The 17,882-nt window shown below is 68.3% G+C and carries 19 protein-coding genes; 15 read left to right on the plus strand and 4 right to left on the minus strand.

The window, feature by feature from the left end; translation table 11 throughout:
- Positions 1–121: 121 nt before the first annotated feature.
- Positions 122–325, minus strand: coding sequence for a hypothetical protein (locus BFE01S_RS44265; protein ID WP_156967005.1), 204 nt, complete (start codon positions 323–325; stop codon positions 122–124).
- 412 nt (positions 326–737) lie between these two features.
- On the opposite strand from BFE01S_RS44265, the gene BFE01S_RS42225 reads away from it, so the two are divergent.
- From BFE01S_RS42225 to waaA, 15 genes are all read left to right on the plus strand, one after another.
- Positions 738–908, plus strand: a complete 171-nt coding sequence (locus BFE01S_RS42225; RefSeq protein ID WP_062871680.1) for a Flp family type IVb pilin — start codon at positions 738–740, stop codon at positions 906–908.
- 128 nt (positions 909–1,036) lie between these two features.
- A complete protein-coding gene (locus BFE01S_RS13945) occupies positions 1,037–1,597 on the plus strand; it encodes an A24 family peptidase (RefSeq protein WP_028226042.1) in 561 nt (186 codons plus the stop codon).
- A 48-nt stretch (positions 1,598–1,645) separates the two neighbouring features.
- The gene (gene cpaB / locus BFE01S_RS13950) at positions 1,646–2,482 is read left to right on the plus strand and encodes a Flp pilus assembly protein CpaB (protein WP_028226043.1); all 837 of its coding nucleotides are present in this window, start codon (positions 1,646–1,648) and stop codon (positions 2,480–2,482) included.
- 113 nt (positions 2,483–2,595) lie between these two features.
- On the plus strand, positions 2,596–4,458 hold the full coding sequence (locus BFE01S_RS38570) for a type II and III secretion system protein family protein (RefSeq protein WP_084169821.1): 1,863 nt from the start codon (positions 2,596–2,598) through the stop codon (positions 4,456–4,458).
- Positions 4,459–4,478: 20 nt separating this feature from the next.
- Positions 4,479–4,787, plus strand: a complete 309-nt coding sequence (locus BFE01S_RS13960) for a hypothetical protein (RefSeq protein WP_028226044.1) — start codon at positions 4,479–4,481, stop codon at positions 4,785–4,787.
- 20 nt (positions 4,788–4,807) lie between these two features.
- Entirely contained in the window at positions 4,808–6,076 is a 1,269-nt protein-coding gene (locus tag BFE01S_RS38575; protein WP_063834418.1) for an AAA family ATPase, read from the plus strand.
- Positions 6,063–7,436, plus strand: a complete 1,374-nt coding sequence (locus BFE01S_RS13970) for a CpaF family protein (RefSeq protein WP_028226045.1) — start codon at positions 6,063–6,065, stop codon at positions 7,434–7,436. Before BFE01S_RS38575 ends, BFE01S_RS13970 begins: the two co-directional genes overlap by 14 nt.
- Positions 7,437–7,454: 18 nt before the next feature.
- On the plus strand, positions 7,455–8,432 hold the full coding sequence (locus BFE01S_RS13975; RefSeq protein WP_028226046.1) for a type II secretion system F family protein: 978 nt from the start codon (positions 7,455–7,457) through the stop codon (positions 8,430–8,432).
- Positions 8,433–8,472: 40 nt separating this feature from the next.
- Entirely contained in the window at positions 8,473–9,453 is a 981-nt protein-coding gene (locus BFE01S_RS13980) for a type II secretion system F family protein (protein WP_028226047.1), read from the plus strand.
- 40 nt (positions 9,454–9,493) lie between these two features.
- Positions 9,494–10,012: a TadE/TadG family type IV pilus assembly protein gene (locus BFE01S_RS13985; protein ID WP_084169823.1), complete on the plus strand. Its 519-nt coding sequence runs from the start codon at positions 9,494–9,496 to the stop codon at positions 10,010–10,012.
- 44 nt (positions 10,013–10,056) lie between these two features.
- A complete protein-coding gene (locus BFE01S_RS41885) occupies positions 10,057–10,569 on the plus strand; it encodes a TadE/TadG family type IV pilus assembly protein (RefSeq protein ID WP_052420877.1) in 513 nt (170 codons plus the stop codon).
- A gap of 58 nt (positions 10,570–10,627) precedes the next feature.
- Positions 10,628–12,058 carry a pilus assembly protein TadG-related protein gene (locus tag BFE01S_RS13995; RefSeq protein WP_028226049.1) on the plus strand — a complete coding sequence of 477 codons (1,431 nt, stop codon included), beginning with the start codon at positions 10,628–10,630 and terminating at the stop codon, positions 12,056–12,058.
- Positions 12,059–12,232: 174 nt separating this feature from the next.
- On the plus strand, positions 12,233–13,234 hold the full coding sequence (waaC, locus tag BFE01S_RS14000) for a lipopolysaccharide heptosyltransferase I (protein WP_028226050.1): 1,002 nt from the start codon (positions 12,233–12,235) through the stop codon (positions 13,232–13,234).
- A 300-nt stretch (positions 13,235–13,534) separates the two neighbouring features.
- The gene (locus BFE01S_RS14005; RefSeq protein WP_028226051.1) at positions 13,535–14,419 is read left to right on the plus strand and encodes a Kdo hydroxylase family protein; all 885 of its coding nucleotides are present in this window, start codon (positions 13,535–13,537) and stop codon (positions 14,417–14,419) included.
- A 46-nt stretch (positions 14,420–14,465) separates the two neighbouring features.
- Positions 14,466–15,821 carry a lipid IV(A) 3-deoxy-D-manno-octulosonic acid transferase gene (waaA, locus tag BFE01S_RS14010; RefSeq protein WP_028226052.1) on the plus strand — a complete coding sequence of 452 codons (1,356 nt, stop codon included), beginning with the start codon at positions 14,466–14,468 and terminating at the stop codon, positions 15,819–15,821.
- Positions 15,822–15,893: 72 nt separating this feature from the next.
- On the opposite strand, the gene ureG is transcribed toward waaA, so the two are convergent.
- From ureG to ureE, 3 genes are read right to left on the minus strand one after another with little or no spacing between them, the layout of a single operon-like run.
- On the minus strand, positions 15,894–16,529 hold the full coding sequence (gene ureG, locus BFE01S_RS14015) for an urease accessory protein UreG (RefSeq protein WP_042337658.1): 636 nt from the start codon (positions 16,527–16,529) through the stop codon (positions 15,894–15,896).
- 13 nt (positions 16,530–16,542) lie between these two features.
- A complete protein-coding gene (locus BFE01S_RS14020) occupies positions 16,543–17,223 on the minus strand; it encodes an urease accessory protein UreF (RefSeq protein ID WP_028226054.1) in 681 nt (226 codons plus the stop codon).
- Positions 17,210–17,851, minus strand: coding sequence for an urease accessory protein UreE (gene ureE, locus BFE01S_RS14025; RefSeq protein ID WP_028226055.1), 642 nt, complete (start codon positions 17,849–17,851; stop codon positions 17,210–17,212). Before ureE ends, BFE01S_RS14020 begins: the two co-directional genes overlap by 14 nt.
- Between the last annotated feature and the right edge of the window lie 31 nt (positions 17,852–17,882).

Below are 17,882 nucleotides of genomic sequence, written 5' to 3' on the forward strand. Positions count from 1 at the left end.
CAGTCAAATGGCGGTTAAGTAAAGGCTTCCACGGTGCCGGCGGGGTCGGGTTCTACCCGTATTTCGGCGTCCCGGCGGGAAAATATGTGCCGTTTCCCACATACGTTCTCTTCTCCGTCGCTTAAAAAGAAGTCGCCAGCTCGCTAATTCCATTTTCTTCAAAGCAGGATTCAGGGTTAATGGGCCGGTAATGCGGGAAAAACGCATAACAGAAAAAAGGTTCGAGAGCGGAAGCCGGGGCTTCGTCCACCGGCCGCCGCGACACATCGGGGGTAGTAAAACGACGCCGCTCAGCCGGGCAAACACGGTGGGAGCGGATCGTCATGAAGTCTCGCGAAGCGGGACACATTCGCAAGGCGGAAAACCGTCCTCGCGAAGCGTGTGACCCACATCCGCTTCATCCGCGAGACGACACTCCTCCCGATTCCTGTCGCTGCCGCCCATCGAACACTGCGCGTGATCGATGCTGCCGTTTCTGTACTTCGGCACATCGGATCGCAGGAGTGGTGAGCGTTCTGCCGGTGCCTGGGAGCGGTAATACGTTTGCGGTGTTGTTCGATGTCATCAAGCGGCGACGACGTGAAAGGATGCGTGCACAACCGAACACACAATCCATTTCGCATCGCCTAAAACGTAATCGCCTGGCGGTACTTATTGAAGTAGAAGTCGTTCGTAGCCCTGAGAATCGGGCTGTTTCGGGGTAGTCAGGTAGTCAATCTTCCAACAAGGGGTTAGTCATGACTCAAATCATTGCCGGCGCCAAGCGCTTCCTGAAGGACGATGGTGGTGTGACCGCGATCGAATATGGCCTCATTGCAGCGCTGATCGCGCTGGCCATCATCGCAGGTGTGACCACCATCGGCTCGAACCTCAGCAAGGTGTTTTCGGACCTCGCTGCGAGCACGTGACGCGAGCGCCGGGCGGGCACCGTGCGGTCCGCCCGGCACTTCGCATAACTCGAATATCCGCACGCAGTCGTATTGATCCGTCGTTCAGACCATTCCGGATCGCGCAAGCCGACCTTACCGAGACCGCCATGCACCTCGCCCCGCTTCCCCCGCATCCCGTTCCGCTGTGCGTGACCGCATGGGTGCTGGTTGCCGCAAGCACGGATCTCGTTGCACGCCGCATTCCGAACTGGCTCGTCGGATCGGGCCTCTTCGGCGCGCTGGCGGTTCAGGTCTGGCTGCACGGTGCACCCTCGGGCGCCACCGCCTGGCTGGCCGGCGCGGCCACGGGATTTGCCGCCTTTATGCCGTTTTATCTGCTGCGCGGCATGGCGGCCGGCGACGTCAAGCTCATGGCCATGGTTGGCGCGTGGCTGGGCGTGAACGCGGCCTGCCATGTTGCTCTCGCAACGTTTGTGCTGGGTGGGGCAGGCTCGGTGCTGATCGTCGTGTGCCAGGGCCGGCTCGCCCAGTTGCTGCGCAACGTGCGGGCCATGCTGCCCGGCGTGCTGCACAAGCTGCCTTTGGCATCGGCAATGCCGCTGTCGATAGCGCAGATCGAAGCGCCCGGCCCATCGGTCGGTTCCTTGCCCTACGGCGTCGCCATCGCGGCGGGGACACTGGGGGTGCTGTTTGCCATGGCCGGCTGAACGGGCCGTGCCGGATCGAAAGAAAGTCGTGCGTTCGAGGAGGGGACCATGAATAACAGTCGTGCAGTGCTCATGTTCGTCGTCGCGCTGCTGGCGGGGTTGGCGGCCGTGGTGTTCGCCTCTCACTGGCTGATGCAGACGTCTTCGGACGCGGTGACGTCGGTTGCGGTCGCAACCGACGACATCGGCCTCGGCCAGCCCATCACGGGGACCATGGTCCGTACCGTGAGCTGGCCCAAGGACAGCGTGCCGCCCGGCACCTTCACGGACCTGAAGGCGCTCGAAGGGCGCGTGGTGCGCACGAGCCTCTCGCGCGGCGAGCCGGTGCTCGAATCCAGGCTCGCCCCGGTGGGCACCCGGGGCGGCCTCTCGGCGATGATCGACGAAGGCCATCGCGCCATCACGGTGCGCGTGAACGACGTGGTGGGCGTGGCGGGCTTCGCGCTGCCGGGCAACTACGTCGACGTGATCGTCAACACGCAGTCGCCGGAAGGCAAGAACAGCAGCGCCAACGGCCAGAGCATTTCGAAGATCGTGCTCGAACGCATCCTGGTACTCGCGGTCGCGCAGGAGGTGAGCCGCGACGAGACGCAGCCGAAGGTCGTGAACGCGGTGACGCTGGAAGTCACGCCCGAGCAGGCGGAGAAGCTCGATCTCGCGCGCAGCGTGGGCAACCTCTCGCTCGTGCTGCGCAACCAGATCGACAAGGACAAGCTCTCGACGGACGGCGCGACCAAGATGACGCTGCTCGGCGCGCCCGATCTGCCGGCCTCGGCGCCGGCGGCGCCCAAGCCGGCGGTTCACGTCAGGTACGCCCGCGCGGAGGTCAAGCGCGAGTGCGTGGGCGTGCTGTCCGGGGTGACAGGTAGTCAGGAATGCTTCTGAACGCATCAAGAACACATTAGAAACAAATTCTCGAGGGCAGCGCCCGGGCAGAACGACCCGCACGGACGCACATAACCGAATTCCAGCTGCATCGAGCTACGGGGTATAACGACATGAAAGCCAGTCAGAGGGTGTTGCAGGGGGGCGCTCGCGCAGCGACGCACCGGGTGCGGTGGGTCTGTGCCGCCATGACGTGCGTGGGGCTCATCGGCGTCTCCCAGGCGATGGCCGAGGAAGCGGCACAGAGCGCCGCGGGCGCGCGCGCCGCCGCGATGCCGATGGCGGGCGGCCCGATGCAGATGACGATCAGCATGGCGCCCGCGCCGGCTTCCGGGGCCGCCGCGCATGCGCCGGCCGTCCCGCTGCACGGGCCCAACTGCGTGGGCGCGGTGCGCGGCGAACGCAGCATCGTCGTGCCGCTCGGCAAGTCGATTCTCGTGCCCATCGACGAGCCGGTGCGCAACCGCACGCTCGGCGACCCGAGCGTCGCGCAGGCGACCATGGTTTCGCCGCAGACCCTCTATGTGCTCGGCGAATCCGTGGGCACGACCAACATGATCATCCAGGGGCGCAGCGGCGCCTGCGAGGTGATCGACGTCGTCGTCAACGCGGATGCGGGGGGGCTGCAGGCGTCGCTCGCGCAGTTGTTACCCGACGAGCACGACATCCGCGTTTCCACCGCCGCCGACAATCTCGTGCTGATGGGCCACGTGTCGAGCTCGCAGGCCGCGCAGCAGGCCGCGCAGATCGCGACGATCTATAGCGTCGCGCACGGCCAGACCGGCAACGGTACGAAGGGTGGCGTGCTCAACATGCTCACCGTCGATTCGCCGGAACAGGTGATGCTCGAAGTGAAGGTGGCCGAGGTGGACAAGACCCTCATCGACCAGCTCGGCGCGGCCGTGAACATCCAGGGCGGCTTCGGCTCGTGGTCGGGCGCCCTCGTGAGCAACCTGCTGGCGGGGGTGTCGAGTGCGATCGGCATCAGCAAGGCGAACAACAAGCCGTTCCAGCTTTCCGTCGATGCACAGAAGACCGATAACCTCGTCAAGATCCTGGCCGAACCCAATCTCGTCACGATCAGCGGACAGGAGGCCACCTTCCTTGCCGGCGGCGAAGTGTTCATCCCGGTGCCGCAGAGCAGTTCGGGCACGGGCGCCACGGCCATCGTGCTGCAGGAAGAGGAGTACGGCGTCGGGCTCAAGTTCACGCCCACGGTGCTCGGCAACGGGCGCATCAACCTGAAGGTGTCGCCGGAGGTCTCGGAACTCTCGCCAACCGGCGTGACAATCAGCGCGGCCAACGTGAGCGGAACCTCGATCCTGCCGCTCATCACCACGCGGCGCGCCTCGACCACGGTGCAGATGCGCGACGGCGAGTCGTTCGCGATCGGCGGCCTCATCAGCAACAACGTGACGGGTTCGCTCAAGGCGCTGCCCGGCATCGGCGAACTGCCGGTGCTCGGCGCGCTCTTTCGCAGCACCTCGTTCCAGCAGGACCGCTCCGAGCTCGTCTTCGTCGTGACGCCGCATCTCGTGCATCCGGTGCAGACGGCCCAGTACCGCCTGCCGACGGACAGCTTCACGCAGCCGCACGAAGCGGATGTGTATGCAACGGGCGACATGGAAGGGCGCGCCGCCGCTGCGGCGTTCGCGAACAAGGCCAACGGCGCGGCGCCCGCGCAGCCGGCTGCCCCGGCTATGCCCGCCCAGCCCCGCCAGCCCATGCAACCGGTCCCGCCTGCGGGCCAGCCGATGAGCGGGCCGGCCACGCCCGCCGCCCCTCCCGCGCCCGGCACGCCGGTTTCGCTGCGCAGCGGCAGCGCGCCGAAGCCTGAGCCCGAGCGCGACGCGGCGGCCGCGCCCGAGCCCGCGGCGCAAAGCGATGCAGCGCATGTGAAGTACCTGGCGCGCGTCGATCTGACCAACCAGCAAGTCGTGACGGCCGCCGCCCAGGCCGCCGCCGCGGATCACTGATGCGAGCCGAGGGGACCGACATGAAACTCGAGACTATCGTTGTGGCGCGCGCGGCGCTTCTCGTCGCCGCCTGCGCGGCACTCGGCGGCTGCATGACCAGCACGCCGATCTGGGATGCGCACTTCGGCGAGGCCGCGCGCACGTCGGCGCAGGTGCAGATCATCGATCCGCACGCTGGCGAGAATGCGCCGTCGCCGCAGGGCATCGACGGCAATGCGGCGGTGTCCGCCATGGATCTCTACGACAAGTCGTTCAGGCAGCCGGTGGTGTCCGCGAACCCCTACGCGATCGGGGTGAGCGGCGGCACGAGCGGCGCAACAGGGCAGTAAGGACCGGCGGGGCAACCATCATGATCGATATCCTGACCATTTCGAACGACCCGGAGCGGCTCGACCAGGCCGCACGCCTGATCGCCGCGTGCGGCAACTACCGCACCACGCGCGTGGCCGGCGGCCCGGCGCTGCTGCTCGACCGCGGCGACATGCTCGGCGCCTTCGACGTGCTGATCGTCGATGTGCCGTCGCCCGGCAGCACCGAACTCGCCACGATCGCGGAACTCTGCCGCCGCCATCCCCGCCTCACGTGCGTGCTGGTCACGGCCGATACGAGCTCGACGACGGTGATTGCCGCGATGCGCGCCGGCGTGCGCGACGTGCTGAACTGGCCGCTCGATGCAGAGGGGCTGGGCGACGCGCTGCAGCGCGCGGTGGGGCAGCGTCCCGCCGACGCGTCGCGCAGGACGCCCATCGCTGCATTCATGTCGAGCCGCGGCGGCGTGGGTACGAGCTTTCTGGCCGCGAACGTCGCGCACGGCATGGCATGCATCGAGAAAAAGCGCGTGCTGCTCGTCGATCTGAACCAGCAGTTCGCCGACGCGGCGTTCCTCATCAGTTCGTCGTCGGCGCCGTCGACGCTCGATCAGATGAGCGCGCAGATCGATCGCATGGACGCGGCGTTCTTCGAGGCGAGCGTGATTCACGCGGCCGAGAACTTCGACATCCTGGCGGGCGCCGGCGACCCGGTGAAGGCCGCCGGGATCCGCGCCGACCGGCTCGAATGGATTCTCGGCGTGGCGACGCCGCGCTACGACTTCGTGGTGGTCGATATCGGCCAGTCGATCAACCAGCTGTCCATGCTCGCGCTCGACCGCAGCGACCACATTCACGTCGTGCTCCACGCGACCATGCCGCATCTGCACGCGGGGCGGCGCCTGCTCGAAATCCTCGGCTCGCTCGGCTACGGCAACGAGCGCATTCGCCTCGTGCTGAACCGCTACGGCAAGGAAGGCGCACGGGCCCGCGAGGCGATCGAGCGCACGCTCGGGCACGCTCCGTTTCACGTCGTGCCGGAAGACCCGCGCGCCGCGATCGAGGCGGTCAACCACGGCCTGCCGGTCTCCGAGGCCGCGCGCAAGAGCGCGCTTGCGCGCAGCCTGCGCGGCCTTTCGGCAAAGCTCGCGAGCGGTGTGGCGGGCGGCGAGCAGAAGAGCGCGCAGCGCGAGTCGCTCTTCGGCCGTCTGATGGGGCGCCGCGCCTCCGCTTCGCACGCCGGCGGCAACCCGTCCGGCGGCAACGAATCCGCGGTACTGAGAGGGGAGCAGCATCATGTCGCTTCGTGACCAGATTGCAGGAAACCGCTTGCAGCTCGTGGGCGAGCGCGACGAAGCGGCCGCCGCGGCGCTCGCGGTGCGCACGAAATCGGAGGCGTATCAGCGGCTCAAGCGCGAGATGCACCTCACGGTGCTCGACCGCGTGGAGCTGGAGCGGCTTGTGCGCATGCCCGAAGAGCAGATCCGCAGCGAGATCGGCCTGCTGATCGCGCGCATTCTCGACGAGCGCAAGGAACCCGCGAACGACCTCGAACGGCGCCAGCTCACCATCGACGTCTACGACGAGATGTTCGGCTTCGGCCCGCTCGAAGTCCTGCTACGCGACCCCACGGTGTCCGACATTCTCGTGAACACCGCGAAGCAGACCTACGTGGAGCGCCGCGGGCGGCTCGAACTCACCGACATCACGTTCTACGACGACGCGCACCTCATGAAGGTGATCGAGAAGATCGTCTCGCGCGTGGGCCGCCGCATCGACGAATCGAGCCCGATGGTGGACGCGCGCCTGCCCGACGGCTCGCGCGTGAACGCAATCATTCCGCCTTCGGCGGTGGACGGCCCGCTCGTTTCGATCCGCCGCTTTGCCGTCAATCCGCTGCAGGTGCCCGACCTCGTCTCGCTGCAAACGCTCACGCCGCCGATGGCCGAGGTGCTCGACGGGCTGGCGCGCGCCAAGGTGAACATCCTGATTTCGGGCGGCACGGGCAGCGGCAAGACCACCCTGCTCAACGTGCTCTCGGGCTTCATTCCCAACGACGAGCGCATCGTGACGATCGAAGACGCCGCCGAACTGCAACTGCGCCAGCAGCACGTTCTCAGGCTCGAAACGCGGCCGCCCAACATCGAAGGGCGCGGCGAGATCACGCAGCGCTCGCTCGTGCGCAACGCGCTGCGCATGCGGCCCGACCGCATCATCCTCGGCGAAGTGCGCGGCGCCGAAGCGCTCGACATGCTCAACGCGATGAATACGGGCCACGAAGGATCGCTTGCCACGATCCATGCGAATACCCCGCGCGACGCGCTCACGCGGCTCGAAAACATGATCAGCCTCGCGGGCCTCGCGCTGCCGCCGCGGACGATGCGTCAGCAGATCGCCTCGGCGATCACCGTGGTTGTCCAGGCTGCGCGTCTCACGGACGGCCGCCGCAAGATCATGAGCATTTCGGAGCTCACGGGCCTCGAAGGCGACGTGGTCAACATGCAGGAGATCTTCACGTTCCGCCGCACGGGCATCGACTCGACCGGCGCGGTGCGCGGCTACTTCTGCGCGACCGGCGTGCGGCCGAAATTCTCGGAGCGGCTGCAGGCGTTCGGCGTCACGCTGCCGGAGAACATCTACGATCCGGCGCGCCGCTTCGAGACGAACTGAGACTGAGCGGAGACACGCATGAGCCCGATCTTCTACGCTGCCGTCGTCCTCGTGTTCGTCGCCGTGGTGCTGGCGATCGAGGGCGCCTGGATGGTCTGGAACAGCCGGCACGGGGCCGCCGCGCGCCGCCTCGAGTCGCGTATCCAGGCGGTGTCGGCCGCGAGCGGCATCCCGCGCGAAACGCTGTCGATCCTCAAGTCGCGCGCGGACGGCAGCGCGTCGCCGCTGCGCCGCAGCCTCGCGAATCTTTCGCTCTCCCAGGCAATCGAGCGCCAGTTGCGCCAGGCCGACCTACGCTGGTCGGTCGCGCGTCTCCTCGGCCTGTGCGCGGCGCTGCCGCCGCTCGTGCTGCTGGCGGGCTATCTGCTGCCGGCGCCGTTCGGATATGCGGCCGCGGCGGCGCTGCTCGCCGCGCTGCTGCCCGTGCTCTACCTGCGCCGGCGCCGCGCGCGCCGGCTCTACCAGTTCGAGCGGCAATTGCCGGACGCGTGCGACATGCTTGCGCGTTCGCTGCGTGCCGGGCATGCCTTCGCGGCGGCGATCCAGATGGTGGGCGAGGAGTTTGCCGACCCGATGGGCGCGGAGTTCCGCGCGACCTTCGACGAGATCAACTACGGCGTGCCGCTCAACGACGCGCTCGCCAGCCTCGCACAGCGCGTGCCCGTGCACGACCTGCGCTACTTCGTGATTGCGGTGCTGATCCAGCGCGAGACCGGCGGCAACCTGGCCGAACTTTTCGACGGCATCACCGCGCTTGTGCGCGAGCGCTTCAAGCTGTTCGACAAAGTGCGGGTGCTCTCGGCCGAGGGCAAGCTTTCCGCATGGGTCCTGATCCTGCTGCCGTTCGTGACCGCCGGGCTGATGTCGGTGCTCAATCCGGGCTTTCTCGACGTGCTGTGGCAGGACGAGGCGGGCGTGCACGTCGTGCAGGCGGCGGCGCTGCTGATGGTGATCGGCGTGTTCTGGATCCGCCGCACCATCGCGATCCGCGTCTAGGCGGGCGGGCGAAAACAACGGGAAAAGGCGGGGAACGACGATGACACTTCTCAACACGACCTCAATGCTGATGCTGGGCGGCGTGTTCGCGCTCGTGTTCGTGCTTGCCTTCGGGCTCATGCATCTGCTCTCGCCGCGCGACATGCGCCACCGCATCGAGCAGCCGGCGGGCCCGCGCTTCGAGCCCCGCATCGAGCCGCGCATGGGCGAGGCGGGCGGCCGCGACGACAGCGTCTGGTTCGAGAAGCTGGTCGAATTGTCGAGACCCATCTCGCGGCTGTCCGTGCCGAAGGAGGGCTGGGAAGTCTCGGCGCTGCGCGTGCGGCTCATGAACGCTGGCTGGCGGCAGCCGGGCGCGGTCGCCGTGTACTTCGCCGCGAAGACGGCCCTCGCGCTCGTGCTGCCGCTTCTGGCCGCGGTCTGGCTGATCGGCAGCCCGATGACGGGCAGCACGGTCGGCTTCACGGCGCTGCTGATTTCGCTGGGGGGCACGGGCTACTACCTGCCGAACCTCGTGGTGGGACGCTGCGTTGCCAGGCGCCAGCGCACGATCTTCGAGGACTTCCCGGACGCCATCGATCTCATGACCGTATGTGTGGAAGCGGGCCTCGGGCTCGATGCGGCGCTCATGAAGGTGGCCGAAGAGGTGCGGCTGCGCAGTCCCGCGGTGGCCGACGAACTCGAACTGCTGCTGCTGGAGATCCGCTCCGGATTCTCGAAGGAGAAGGCGCTGCGCAACTTTTCGCTGCGCACCGGTGTGGAGGACATCGATTCGTTCAGCACGATGCTGATCCAGGCCGAGCGCTTCGGCACGAGCATCGGCGCGTCGCTGCGCGTGCTCTCCGACACGCTGCGCGTGCGCCGGCGCATGCGCGCGGAGGAACAGGCCGCGAAGATCGCGCTGAAGCTGCTGTTCCCGCTGATGTTCTGCATCTTTCCCGCGCTGATGGTGGTGCTGATGGGGCCCGCCTTCATTCACGTGTATCGCGTGCTGCTGCCGGCGATGGCGGGCGGCCAGTGAGCGGCCGGCGGGCAACCGGAAAAGTGGGCCGGGAGGCGACATGAAACGCGTTCGTCGATTTCGTGCAAGAGGCGCCGCCGCGGTGGAGATGGCGTTCGTGTTGCCGCTGCTCGTGCTGGTGGTGCTCGGCATCGTGTACTTCGGCTGGCTCTTCAACAACTACGTGGTGATGGTGCAGTCGGCCGCGGCCGGGGCCCATACGCTCGCCACCGAGCGCGGTTTCTCGACCCCGTGCAGCGACGCGCAGACCGCGATCCAGCAGGTCGGCACCCAGGCGGGCACCGGTACGCCGCTCAGCGGCGCGCTGTCCACTTCGGTGCTGTGCGGCAAGGCTTCGGGTCTCATCGCCGCGATCTTTACCGTGGGCGGCACGACCTGCACGTCGGACAGCGCCTGCGTGACGGCGCTCGGGTCGAGCACCGTCACGCCCGCGGCCGGCACGATGGCGACGGTCACGCTCACCTACAGGTTCGGCGCGCCGTTCACGGATACGTCGTACGGCAACAGCAGCTTCCTGGCGAGGACGCTGACCGTCTCGATGTCGGAGCTCGTGCAATGAGCGCGCGCGCCGGGTCGTGGGGCGTGGCGAAGAGGAGCCGTGTCATGGAACGAGGGCGTTCGGGGACCGCGCGAGCGCGGCGCAAAGAACAGGGCGCAGCGGTGGTGGAGTTCGCCATCATCGCGCCGTTCGTCGTCATGCTCGTGATCGGCGTGGCGCAGTTCGGCTGGTATCTCGCGAACTACGCGGTCGTGGCGAGCGCCGCCTCCACCGGCGCGCGCTACTTCGCGGCGCAGCGCGGCGTGAGCCAGCCGTACTCGCTCACGCAGTCCACCGTCTCGGCGACGATGGCGACGCTCAATGCCACGACGAGCAACGTGGTCGTGACGAGCTTCGTGAACGACACGCAGTGCGCGAGCATGGCCATCGGCGCATCGGGCGCGAGCACGGGCGACAGTACCTGCGCCACTGCGCTTTCTGCCGCTCAGGGCGGCTCGTCGACCGTCACCGTGACCTACAGCTTCGCGCCGTTCCTGAAGAGTTTCGCATTCGGGCTCGCGAGCGGGGCTTCGTCGATGATCACGTCGTCGGTGAGCGTGAACGCGCGCGTCGAGTGAAGGCAGCGCAGGCGCACAGATGCATCGCACAAAAACAGGCACACACCAGGGGAAAATCATGAGACGGAACCAGCGGCGCACGCGCCTCGATCGTCAGCGCGGGGCAGTGGCGATACTCGTGGCGCTCTCGACGATCGTGCTGCTCGGCTTTGTCGCCCTCGGCACCGACATCGGCTACGTGGTGTACAGCCAGCGCCGCCTGCAGGCCGCCACCGACGCCGCCGCGCTTGCGGGCGCCCTGGACCTGTGGACGCAGAGCTGGAGCACCGCCAAGGCCGATGCCCAGTCCTACGCCGCCGGCCAGAGCGGCGCGACCGGCAACGGCCTGCCCGGCGGCGTGACGGTCACGACCACGAACATCACGGGCCAGCAGCTTTCGAGTGCGTCCTCGCCGCTGCCGTATGCGAAGGCGGCCTCGGGCTACAACGGCATCCAGGTGCAGCAGCAAGCCAACGTGCCGCTCTTCTTCGCCCAGGTGTTCGGCGTGAAGACCGTGCCGATCTCGGCCACCTCGAAGGCGGCGGCGGGCGGCGGCTCGCAGCCCGCCCCCTACAACGTGATGATCATTCTCGACACGACGGCCTCGATGAACACCACGGACAGCAACTGTACGATCAACGGCGTCACGCAAACGCGCCTGACCTGTGCGGAGGCGGGCGCCCGCTCGCTGCTGCAGGGGCTCACCAACGCGGGCGACAACGTCGGGCTGATGGTCTTTCCGCCGCTCTCGTCCACGTATAACTTCTCGTGCTCGAAGAAGTCGCCCGGCATTGCCGGCAGCTATTCGATCTCCGGCCTCAGCTACCAGATTTCGCCGCTTTCCACGGGCTTTCTCAGCACGAGCGGCACGTCGGGCACGAGCTCGACCACGCTCAACACGAGTTCGTCCACGGTGCAGGCGCTCGGCGGCGGCAGTTGCGGCGGCATGAGTGCGCCGGGCGGTCTCGGCACGTTCTACGGGGACGTGCTGTACGCCGCGCAGACGGCATTGCTGGCCCTCTCGAATACGCAGAGCCCGCCGGGGCAGAACGCCATCATCCTGCTGAGCGACGGCGACGCGTCGTCCTCGTCGAAGCAGCTCGGCAGCGGCAGTCTGCTCGCGCCCAACAGCAGCGGCAGCACGGTTTCCGCGAGTTCGGTCGTCGGCAGCGAGTGCGCCGACGCCGTGACGGTCGCCAACGCGATCAAGGCAACCGTCCAGTCGCCCAACACCACCGCCACGCTGATCTACACCATCGCCTATATCGGCGGCGAGTCGGGCGCGAGCACCACGCAGCCGTGCAGCGACGCCTCCAGCAACGCCAGGGGGCTCGACGCCACTACGCCGTGGTCGCCGTGCGGCACCATGCAGTCGATCTCCTCGGGCTCGGGCTACTTCTATTCCGACACCTGCTCGAACGCCGGCGGCACGTCCAGCCTCGGCGCGATCTTCACGCAGATCACCTATAGCCTCACCAAGCCGCGCCTGATTCCGCCCGGCGCGACCTGAGCCGCCGGGGCGGCCCCGGCGCGCGTATGGCCCGCCGGGGAGCCTGGTGTTTCTCCGCTCAAGCCCGTGCGCCCACGACCCTCGGCCCATGGCTTTTCCTCACCCACCCGCGCGCCGCGTTAAAATCACGGACCATTAATGCATCGTTCGGCGCAGATCGCCGCCATTCCTCTCTTGAGCGTACAAAAAATCCTCATCGTGCGCGTATCGTCGCTCGGCGACGTCGTCCACAACATGCCCGCGATCGCCGATATCCGCCGGCGGCATCCCCACGCGCAGATCGACTGGCTCGTCGAGGAAAGCTTCCAGTCGCTCGTCGAACTCGTGCACGGCGTGCGCCGCGCGATTCCGTTCTCGCTGCGCCGCTGGCGCAAGCGGCTCTTTTCCGCGGCCAACTGGCGCGAAATTTCCGCGTTCCGCCATGCGCTCGCCGCCGAGAAGTACGATCTCGTGATCGACTGCCAGGGCCTCATCAAGACCGCGTGGGTGGCGAGCTGGGCCCGCGGCCCGCTCGTGGGCCTCGGCAACCGCACGGACGGCGCGGGCTACGAGTGGCCCGTGCGCTTCTTCTACGACCGGGCGATCCGCATCGAGCCGCGTACCCACGTGGTCGAGCGCACCCGGCAACTGGTTGCGGCGGCGCTCGACGAGCCGCCGCCCCAGCCCACCGACGACATCGAGTTCGGCCTCGACACCGTGCGCGCCGGGCAGGCGCTGGCCGCCCTCGGCCTGAACCTGCCGGTGCCCTACGTGGTCTTCGTGCACGCAACGTCGCGCGCCGACAAGCAATGGCCCGATGCGCACTGGATCGAACTGGGCCAGGCGCTGGTGCGCCGCGGTGCTTCGCTCGTGCTGCCGTGGGGCAGCGACGCCGAACGGGCCACGAGCGAGCGCCTCGCGCGCGAATTCGGCGAGGCGGCCATCGTGCCGCCGCGGCTCTCGCTGCCCGCCGTGGTGGGCCTGATCGACGGCGCGGCGGCGACCGTGGGCGTCGATACCGGCCTCGTGCACATTGCCGCGGCGCTGAAGCGGCCGACCGTCGAGTTGTACAATTTCGCGACCGCGTGGCGCACGGGCGGCTATTGGTCGCCGAACGTCGTCAATCTCGGCACCGCGGGCCAGCCGCCCACGCTGGCGCAGGTGAAGACCGCGCTGGCGGGCTTCGGGCTGCTGTAACGCGCAGTTGGCTGCAGGGTTGGCTGCGCAGAAGGCTCGCGCCGCGGCGCGCAGGTGGCGCAGGGGTGGCATATGCAGGCGCCGCCGCGGCCTTGCGACGCGCCCCGGCGGCCACGCGCACGGCGCACTGCCGCAGGTCAAGGCGGCAGGTCAGACAGGCAGGTATAAGGGTTGCCACGCATGCGGGCGTGCCTTCCGGGCCGCGCATGCCGATGCGGCCGCGTGCGATGCGCTCCCGGGGAGCCGGACGTCGCCGCCGGTATCGCAAGGCAACCCGATCCATCGCTTCCAGGGGCGACCATGAACGAATCCCAGATCATCGAAATCACTTCCGCAGACTGGCACGGCCAGCAGCTTTCGCAGCCGCGCGAGACGCTGCTCGAGGCCGTCGAGCAGGGCAAGGTGCTGTACTTTCCGAACCTGGCCTTCCCGGTGGAAGGCGGCGAGCGCGCGCTGCTCGACCCGGCCATTGCCGACCCCGGGCGCAAGAACATCAGCCTCGACCCGAACGGCGGCGCGCTGCACGGCGTGCTGGGCGACGCGGTCACGCAGTCGGCGGTGCGCGCGCTCATCGCGCGCTACCAGAGCTGCGCGCGCACGCTCGTCGACGGCCTCTTTCCCGAGTACGACGGCAAGCTGCGCGTGGCGCCCACGAGCCTGCGCCTGCACCAGGTGGAAACGCGCCAGACCTCGTGGCGCAAGGACGATTCGCGCCTGCACGTGGATGCGTTCCCCTCGCGTCCCAACTACGGCGAGCGCATCCTGCGCGTCTTCACGAACGTGAACCCGAACGGCGTGCCGCGCGTGTGGCGCGTGGGCGAGCCGTTCGAGGACATGGCAAGGCGTTTTCTCCCCCGCATCAAGCCGCAGATGCCGGGTTCGGCCTGGCTGCAGCATCTGCTGCACATCACGAAGTCGCCGCGCAGCGAGTACGACCATTTGATGCTCAATCTGCACGACAGCATGAAGGCCGACCTCGACTACCAGAAGACGAGCCCGCAGGAGACCATCGGCTTTCCGCCGGGCAGCGTGTGGGTGTGCTTCTCCGATCACGCCTCGCACGCGGTGATGTCCGGCCAGTTCATGATGGAGCAGACCTTCTTCCTGCCCGCGAAGGACATGGTGCATCCGGACTGGGCGCCGCTCGGCATACTCGAACGCCTGAAGGGCAAGGAACTGGTTTGAGCGCGTGCGTTCTCTTGCGCCGCGGCGCGCAGCCCGCGGAGGCCCGATGCTGAGGGCCATTTATCGTGCGGCCTGGTGGCTCGTCGCGCCGCTCGCGGTGCTGCGCCTTTTCATCCGTTCGCGGCGCGAGCGCGGCTATCGCGAGCATGTCTGCGAGCGCTTCGGGCGCTCGGCGGGGCGCCTGCCCGAGGACGACGCGCCGCTCATCTGGGTGCACGCGGTGTCGGTGGGAGAAACGCGCGCGGCGCAGCCGCTCGTCGATGCGCTGCTTGCCGCGCGACCCGACGCCCGCGTGTTGCTCACGCACATGACTCCCGGCGGCCGCGCCGCGGGCGAGCAGCTCTTCGGCCATCGCGTGCTGCGCTGCTATCTGCCCTACGACACGCCGTCTGCCGTGCGGCGTTTCCTGCGCGCGTGGCGCCCGTCGCTCGGCCTCGTGATGGAGACCGAAGTGTGGCCCACGCTCATCGACGAGTGCCGGCGCGCCGACGTGCCGCTCGTGCTGACCAACGCGCGCATGTCGGCGCGCTCGTACCGGCGGGCGGCGAAGTTCGGCCAGGCGGTCAAGGAAGTGTTCGGCGGCTTTACGCGCGTGCTCGCGCAGAGCCCGGCCGATGCGGAGCGCCTCACCGAACTCGGCGCGCGCAACGTGGCGGTGCTCGGCAACCTGAAGTTCGACATGGCGAGCCCGCCGGCGCTCGTTGCGCGCGGGCGCGAGTGGCGCCGCGCGTTCGGCGCGCGGCCCGTGTGGGTGGCGGCCAGCACGCGCGAGGGCGAAGAAGAACGCGTGCTGGAGGCGTTTGCGGCGCTCGGCATTGCCGACGCGCTGCTGATCCTCGTGCCGCGCCACCCGCAGCGTTTCGACGAGGTCGCCGCGCTCGTTCAGCGCAGGAATCTCAAGCTCGTGCGCCGCTCGCAATGGGCCGAGGGCGCCGCCGTGCCGGCCGCATCGGCGCACGAGGGCCCGCGCGCGCTGGCGCTGGACGTGAACGTGCTGCTGGGCGACTCGATGGGGGAGATGGGCGCGTACTATGCCGCCGCCGATCTGGCGTTCATCGGCGGCAGCCTGCTGCCGCTGGGCGGCCAGAACCTGATCGAGGCGTGCGCCGTGGGCGTGCCGGTGCTGATCGGCCCGCACGTGTTCAACTTCACCCAGGTCACGGCCGACGCCGTGGCGGCCGGTGCCGCGCTGCAGGTGCAGGATCCGGCGGACCTCGCGCGGGCCTTGCGCGAACTCTTCGAGGACAAGCCGCGGCGCGTGGCGATGGGCGCGGCCGCGGCCGCGTTCGCGGCGCGCCATCGCGGCGCGACCGAGCGCACGGTGAATGTGCTCATGACGTTGTTGCCGGAGCCGGGCGCCGGCGCTGCGTCGTCGCCTTCGTCCGCTTCGCTGGACCTTTGAGCACGAAAAGCACGAAGGGCGCGGCTCATCTGCGCTCCCCTTCGTCTTGCGAGACCAGTTCGTTCGGTCTGCTTAATTCGCCGCGAGCAAGCCCTTCTTCTCGATGAACGCGATCACCTGATCGAGGCCGTCCAGCGCCTTCAGGTTGCACATCACGAAGGGGCGCTCCCCGCGCATCTTCTTCGCATCGGAAGCCATCACGTCGAGGTTCGCGCCCACGAGCGGGGCGAGATCGGTCTTGTTGATGACGAGCAGGTCCGACTTCGTGATGCCGGGGCCGCCCTTGCGCGGAATCTTCTCGCCGCCCGCCACGTCGATCACGTAGATCGTGAGGTCGGAAAGCTCGGGGCTGAAGGTGGCCGCGAGGTTGTCGCCGCCCGACTCGATGAAGACGATATCGGCATCGGGAAAGCGCGCGAGCATCTGGTCCACGGCTTCGAGGTTGATCGAGGCGTCTTCGCGGATCGCCGTGTGCGGGCAGCCGCCCGTTTCCACGCCCATGATGCGCTCGGCGGGCAGGGCGCCCGCCACGGTCAGGAGGCGCTGGTCTTCCTTGGTGTAGATGTCGTTGGTGATGGCGACGAGGTCGTAGCGCTCGCGCATCGCCTTGCAGAGCATTTCGAGCAGGGTGGTCTTGCCGGAGCCCACCGGGCCGCCTACGCCGACGCGCAGCGGCGGCAGTTTTTTCGTGCGCTTGGTGTCGTTCATGATTCGTGGAGAGCTAGGAGCGGAAGAGCCGCGAGTACTGCGATTCGTGACGCGCGGAAAGGATGCCGAGTTGCGGCGCGAAGGTGTTGAGCGCGTCGGGCGGCGTGGCGAGCGCGCGGGCAACGGCCGCTTCGATCACGGGCCGCAAGGCGACGATGATACGCTGCCCCGCGAACTGGCCGAGCGGCACGGCCTTGAGCGCCGCCGCGGTCTGGTTCTCGACCCAGCTGAACGCGTAGGCCGCGAGCGCCGCGTCGGGCGCGGCGCCGTGCGCCCATGCGGCGAGGGCGTAAGCGCTGGGCTGCGCGACGGGTGTCATGCGTTCGAGCGTGGCGCGGTGCGCGGCGTCGCCCCATTCGAGCTGCGTGCAGAGCTGGCGCAACGACCAGCCCATCTGCGCCGTCTCGCGGCGCAACTCCTCCGACTCGCGGCTCGCGATGAACTCCGCATTCGCTGCGATCAGTGCCGCGGCGTCATGCGTGCGCCAGCGTTCGAGCTGATGCGCGACGAACGGCAGTTCGCCCGGCGCGAGCACGTTCGCGAGACCGCTTGTTATCCAGCGCGCGGCGTCGTCGGCGGTTTCGACCAGGTGGGCGTCGATGGCCGCTTCGAGCCCCTGCGAGTAGCTGAACGCGCCGATCGGCAGCGCCGGCGACGCCAGGTGCAGCAGAGCGGTGAGTTCAGCGATGCGCATGGCCGTGATCGTGTCCGCAACCGGGACCGTGGACGTGGCCGTGATCGTGATCGTGGTCAGGATCGTGCGCGTGGTTGTGCCCGTGATCGTGCGGGTGATCGTGCGAGTGCGCATGGCCGTGGTGCTCGTCGTACACGCGCTGGGCCAGGGCGTAGTCGTCGGCGAAGGTTTCGTCGTGGCCGTGACGATGGCCGCCGCCATACGCGCCGGCTTCCGGCTGGAATGGCAGCGTCGCGCGCTCGACCTGCGCGCCGAGGCGCTTGAGCATGTCTTCGAGCACCGGGTCGGCTTCGAGCTTCAGTTCGTCGGCCCCGACTTCGACCGGCGTATGGCGGTTGCCGAGGTGGTACGCGGCGCGCGTGAGCGTGAGCCGGTCGGGCGCGCGCACGAGCAGCACGCTTTCGGCGGCGGCGATCACGCGCACGAGGCCGCCGTCGTCGGCAACCAGCATGTCGCCGTCACGCAGCACCGTGCCGCGCGGCAGCACCACGCCCACCTCTTCGCCCGTGTCGAGCGTGGCGGCGAGGCGGCTCTTGCAGCGCGCGTCGTAGGGGAGCGTGAGCGTGGGCGCGCGCTTCACCAGGACCGGTGCAAGCTTCGCGTTGAGGCGTTTGTCGATCGTGCGCATATCAGTTCTTGCCCGGCCGCGATCGCCAGGA

The organism is Paraburkholderia ferrariae NBRC 106233, from assembly GCF_000685035.1.
GTDB classification, from domain to species: domain Bacteria; phylum Pseudomonadota; class Gammaproteobacteria; order Burkholderiales; family Burkholderiaceae; genus Paraburkholderia; species Paraburkholderia ferrariae.

What these genes read in the sequence shown, in the direction of transcription:
- BFE01S_RS44265 (WP_156967005.1), bottom strand. Translation starts at nt 325, where the DNA reads ATGACGATCCGCTCCCACCGTGTTTGCCCGGCTGAGCGGCGTCGTTTT.
- BFE01S_RS42225 (WP_062871680.1), top strand. Translation starts at nt 738, where the DNA reads ATGACTCAAATCATTGCCGGCGCCAAGCGCTTCCTGAAGGACGATGGT.
- BFE01S_RS13945 (WP_028226042.1), top strand. Translation starts at nt 1,037, where the DNA reads ATGCACCTCGCCCCGCTTCCCCCGCATCCCGTTCCGCTGTGCGTGACC.
- cpaB (WP_028226043.1), top strand. Translation starts at nt 1,646, where the DNA reads ATGAATAACAGTCGTGCAGTGCTCATGTTCGTCGTCGCGCTGCTGGCG.
- BFE01S_RS38570 (WP_084169821.1), top strand. Translation starts at nt 2,596, where the DNA reads ATGAAAGCCAGTCAGAGGGTGTTGCAGGGGGGCGCTCGCGCAGCGACG.
- BFE01S_RS13960 (WP_028226044.1), top strand. Translation starts at nt 4,479, where the DNA reads ATGAAACTCGAGACTATCGTTGTGGCGCGCGCGGCGCTTCTCGTCGCC.
- BFE01S_RS38575 (WP_063834418.1), top strand. Translation starts at nt 4,808, where the DNA reads ATGATCGATATCCTGACCATTTCGAACGACCCGGAGCGGCTCGACCAG.
- BFE01S_RS13970 (WP_028226045.1), top strand. Translation starts at nt 6,063, where the DNA reads ATGTCGCTTCGTGACCAGATTGCAGGAAACCGCTTGCAGCTCGTGGGC.
- BFE01S_RS13975 (WP_028226046.1), top strand. Translation starts at nt 7,455, where the DNA reads ATGAGCCCGATCTTCTACGCTGCCGTCGTCCTCGTGTTCGTCGCCGTG.
- BFE01S_RS13980 (WP_028226047.1), top strand. Translation starts at nt 8,473, where the DNA reads ATGACACTTCTCAACACGACCTCAATGCTGATGCTGGGCGGCGTGTTC.
- BFE01S_RS13985 (WP_084169823.1), top strand. Translation starts at nt 9,494, where the DNA reads ATGAAACGCGTTCGTCGATTTCGTGCAAGAGGCGCCGCCGCGGTGGAG.
- BFE01S_RS41885 (WP_052420877.1), top strand. Translation starts at nt 10,057, where the DNA reads ATGGAACGAGGGCGTTCGGGGACCGCGCGAGCGCGGCGCAAAGAACAG.
- BFE01S_RS13995 (WP_028226049.1), top strand. Translation starts at nt 10,628, where the DNA reads ATGAGACGGAACCAGCGGCGCACGCGCCTCGATCGTCAGCGCGGGGCA.
- BFE01S_RS14005 (WP_028226051.1), top strand. Translation starts at nt 13,535, where the DNA reads ATGAACGAATCCCAGATCATCGAAATCACTTCCGCAGACTGGCACGGC.
- waaA (WP_028226052.1), top strand. Translation starts at nt 14,466, where the DNA reads ATGCTGAGGGCCATTTATCGTGCGGCCTGGTGGCTCGTCGCGCCGCTC.
- ureG (WP_042337658.1), bottom strand. Translation starts at nt 16,529, where the DNA reads ATGAACGACACCAAGCGCACGAAAAAACTGCCGCCGCTGCGCGTCGGC.
- BFE01S_RS14020 (WP_028226054.1), bottom strand. Translation starts at nt 17,223, where the DNA reads ATGCGCATCGCTGAACTCACCGCTCTGCTGCACCTGGCGTCGCCGGCG.
- ureE (WP_028226055.1), bottom strand. Translation starts at nt 17,851, where the DNA reads ATGCGCACGATCGACAAACGCCTCAACGCGAAGCTTGCACCGGTCCTG.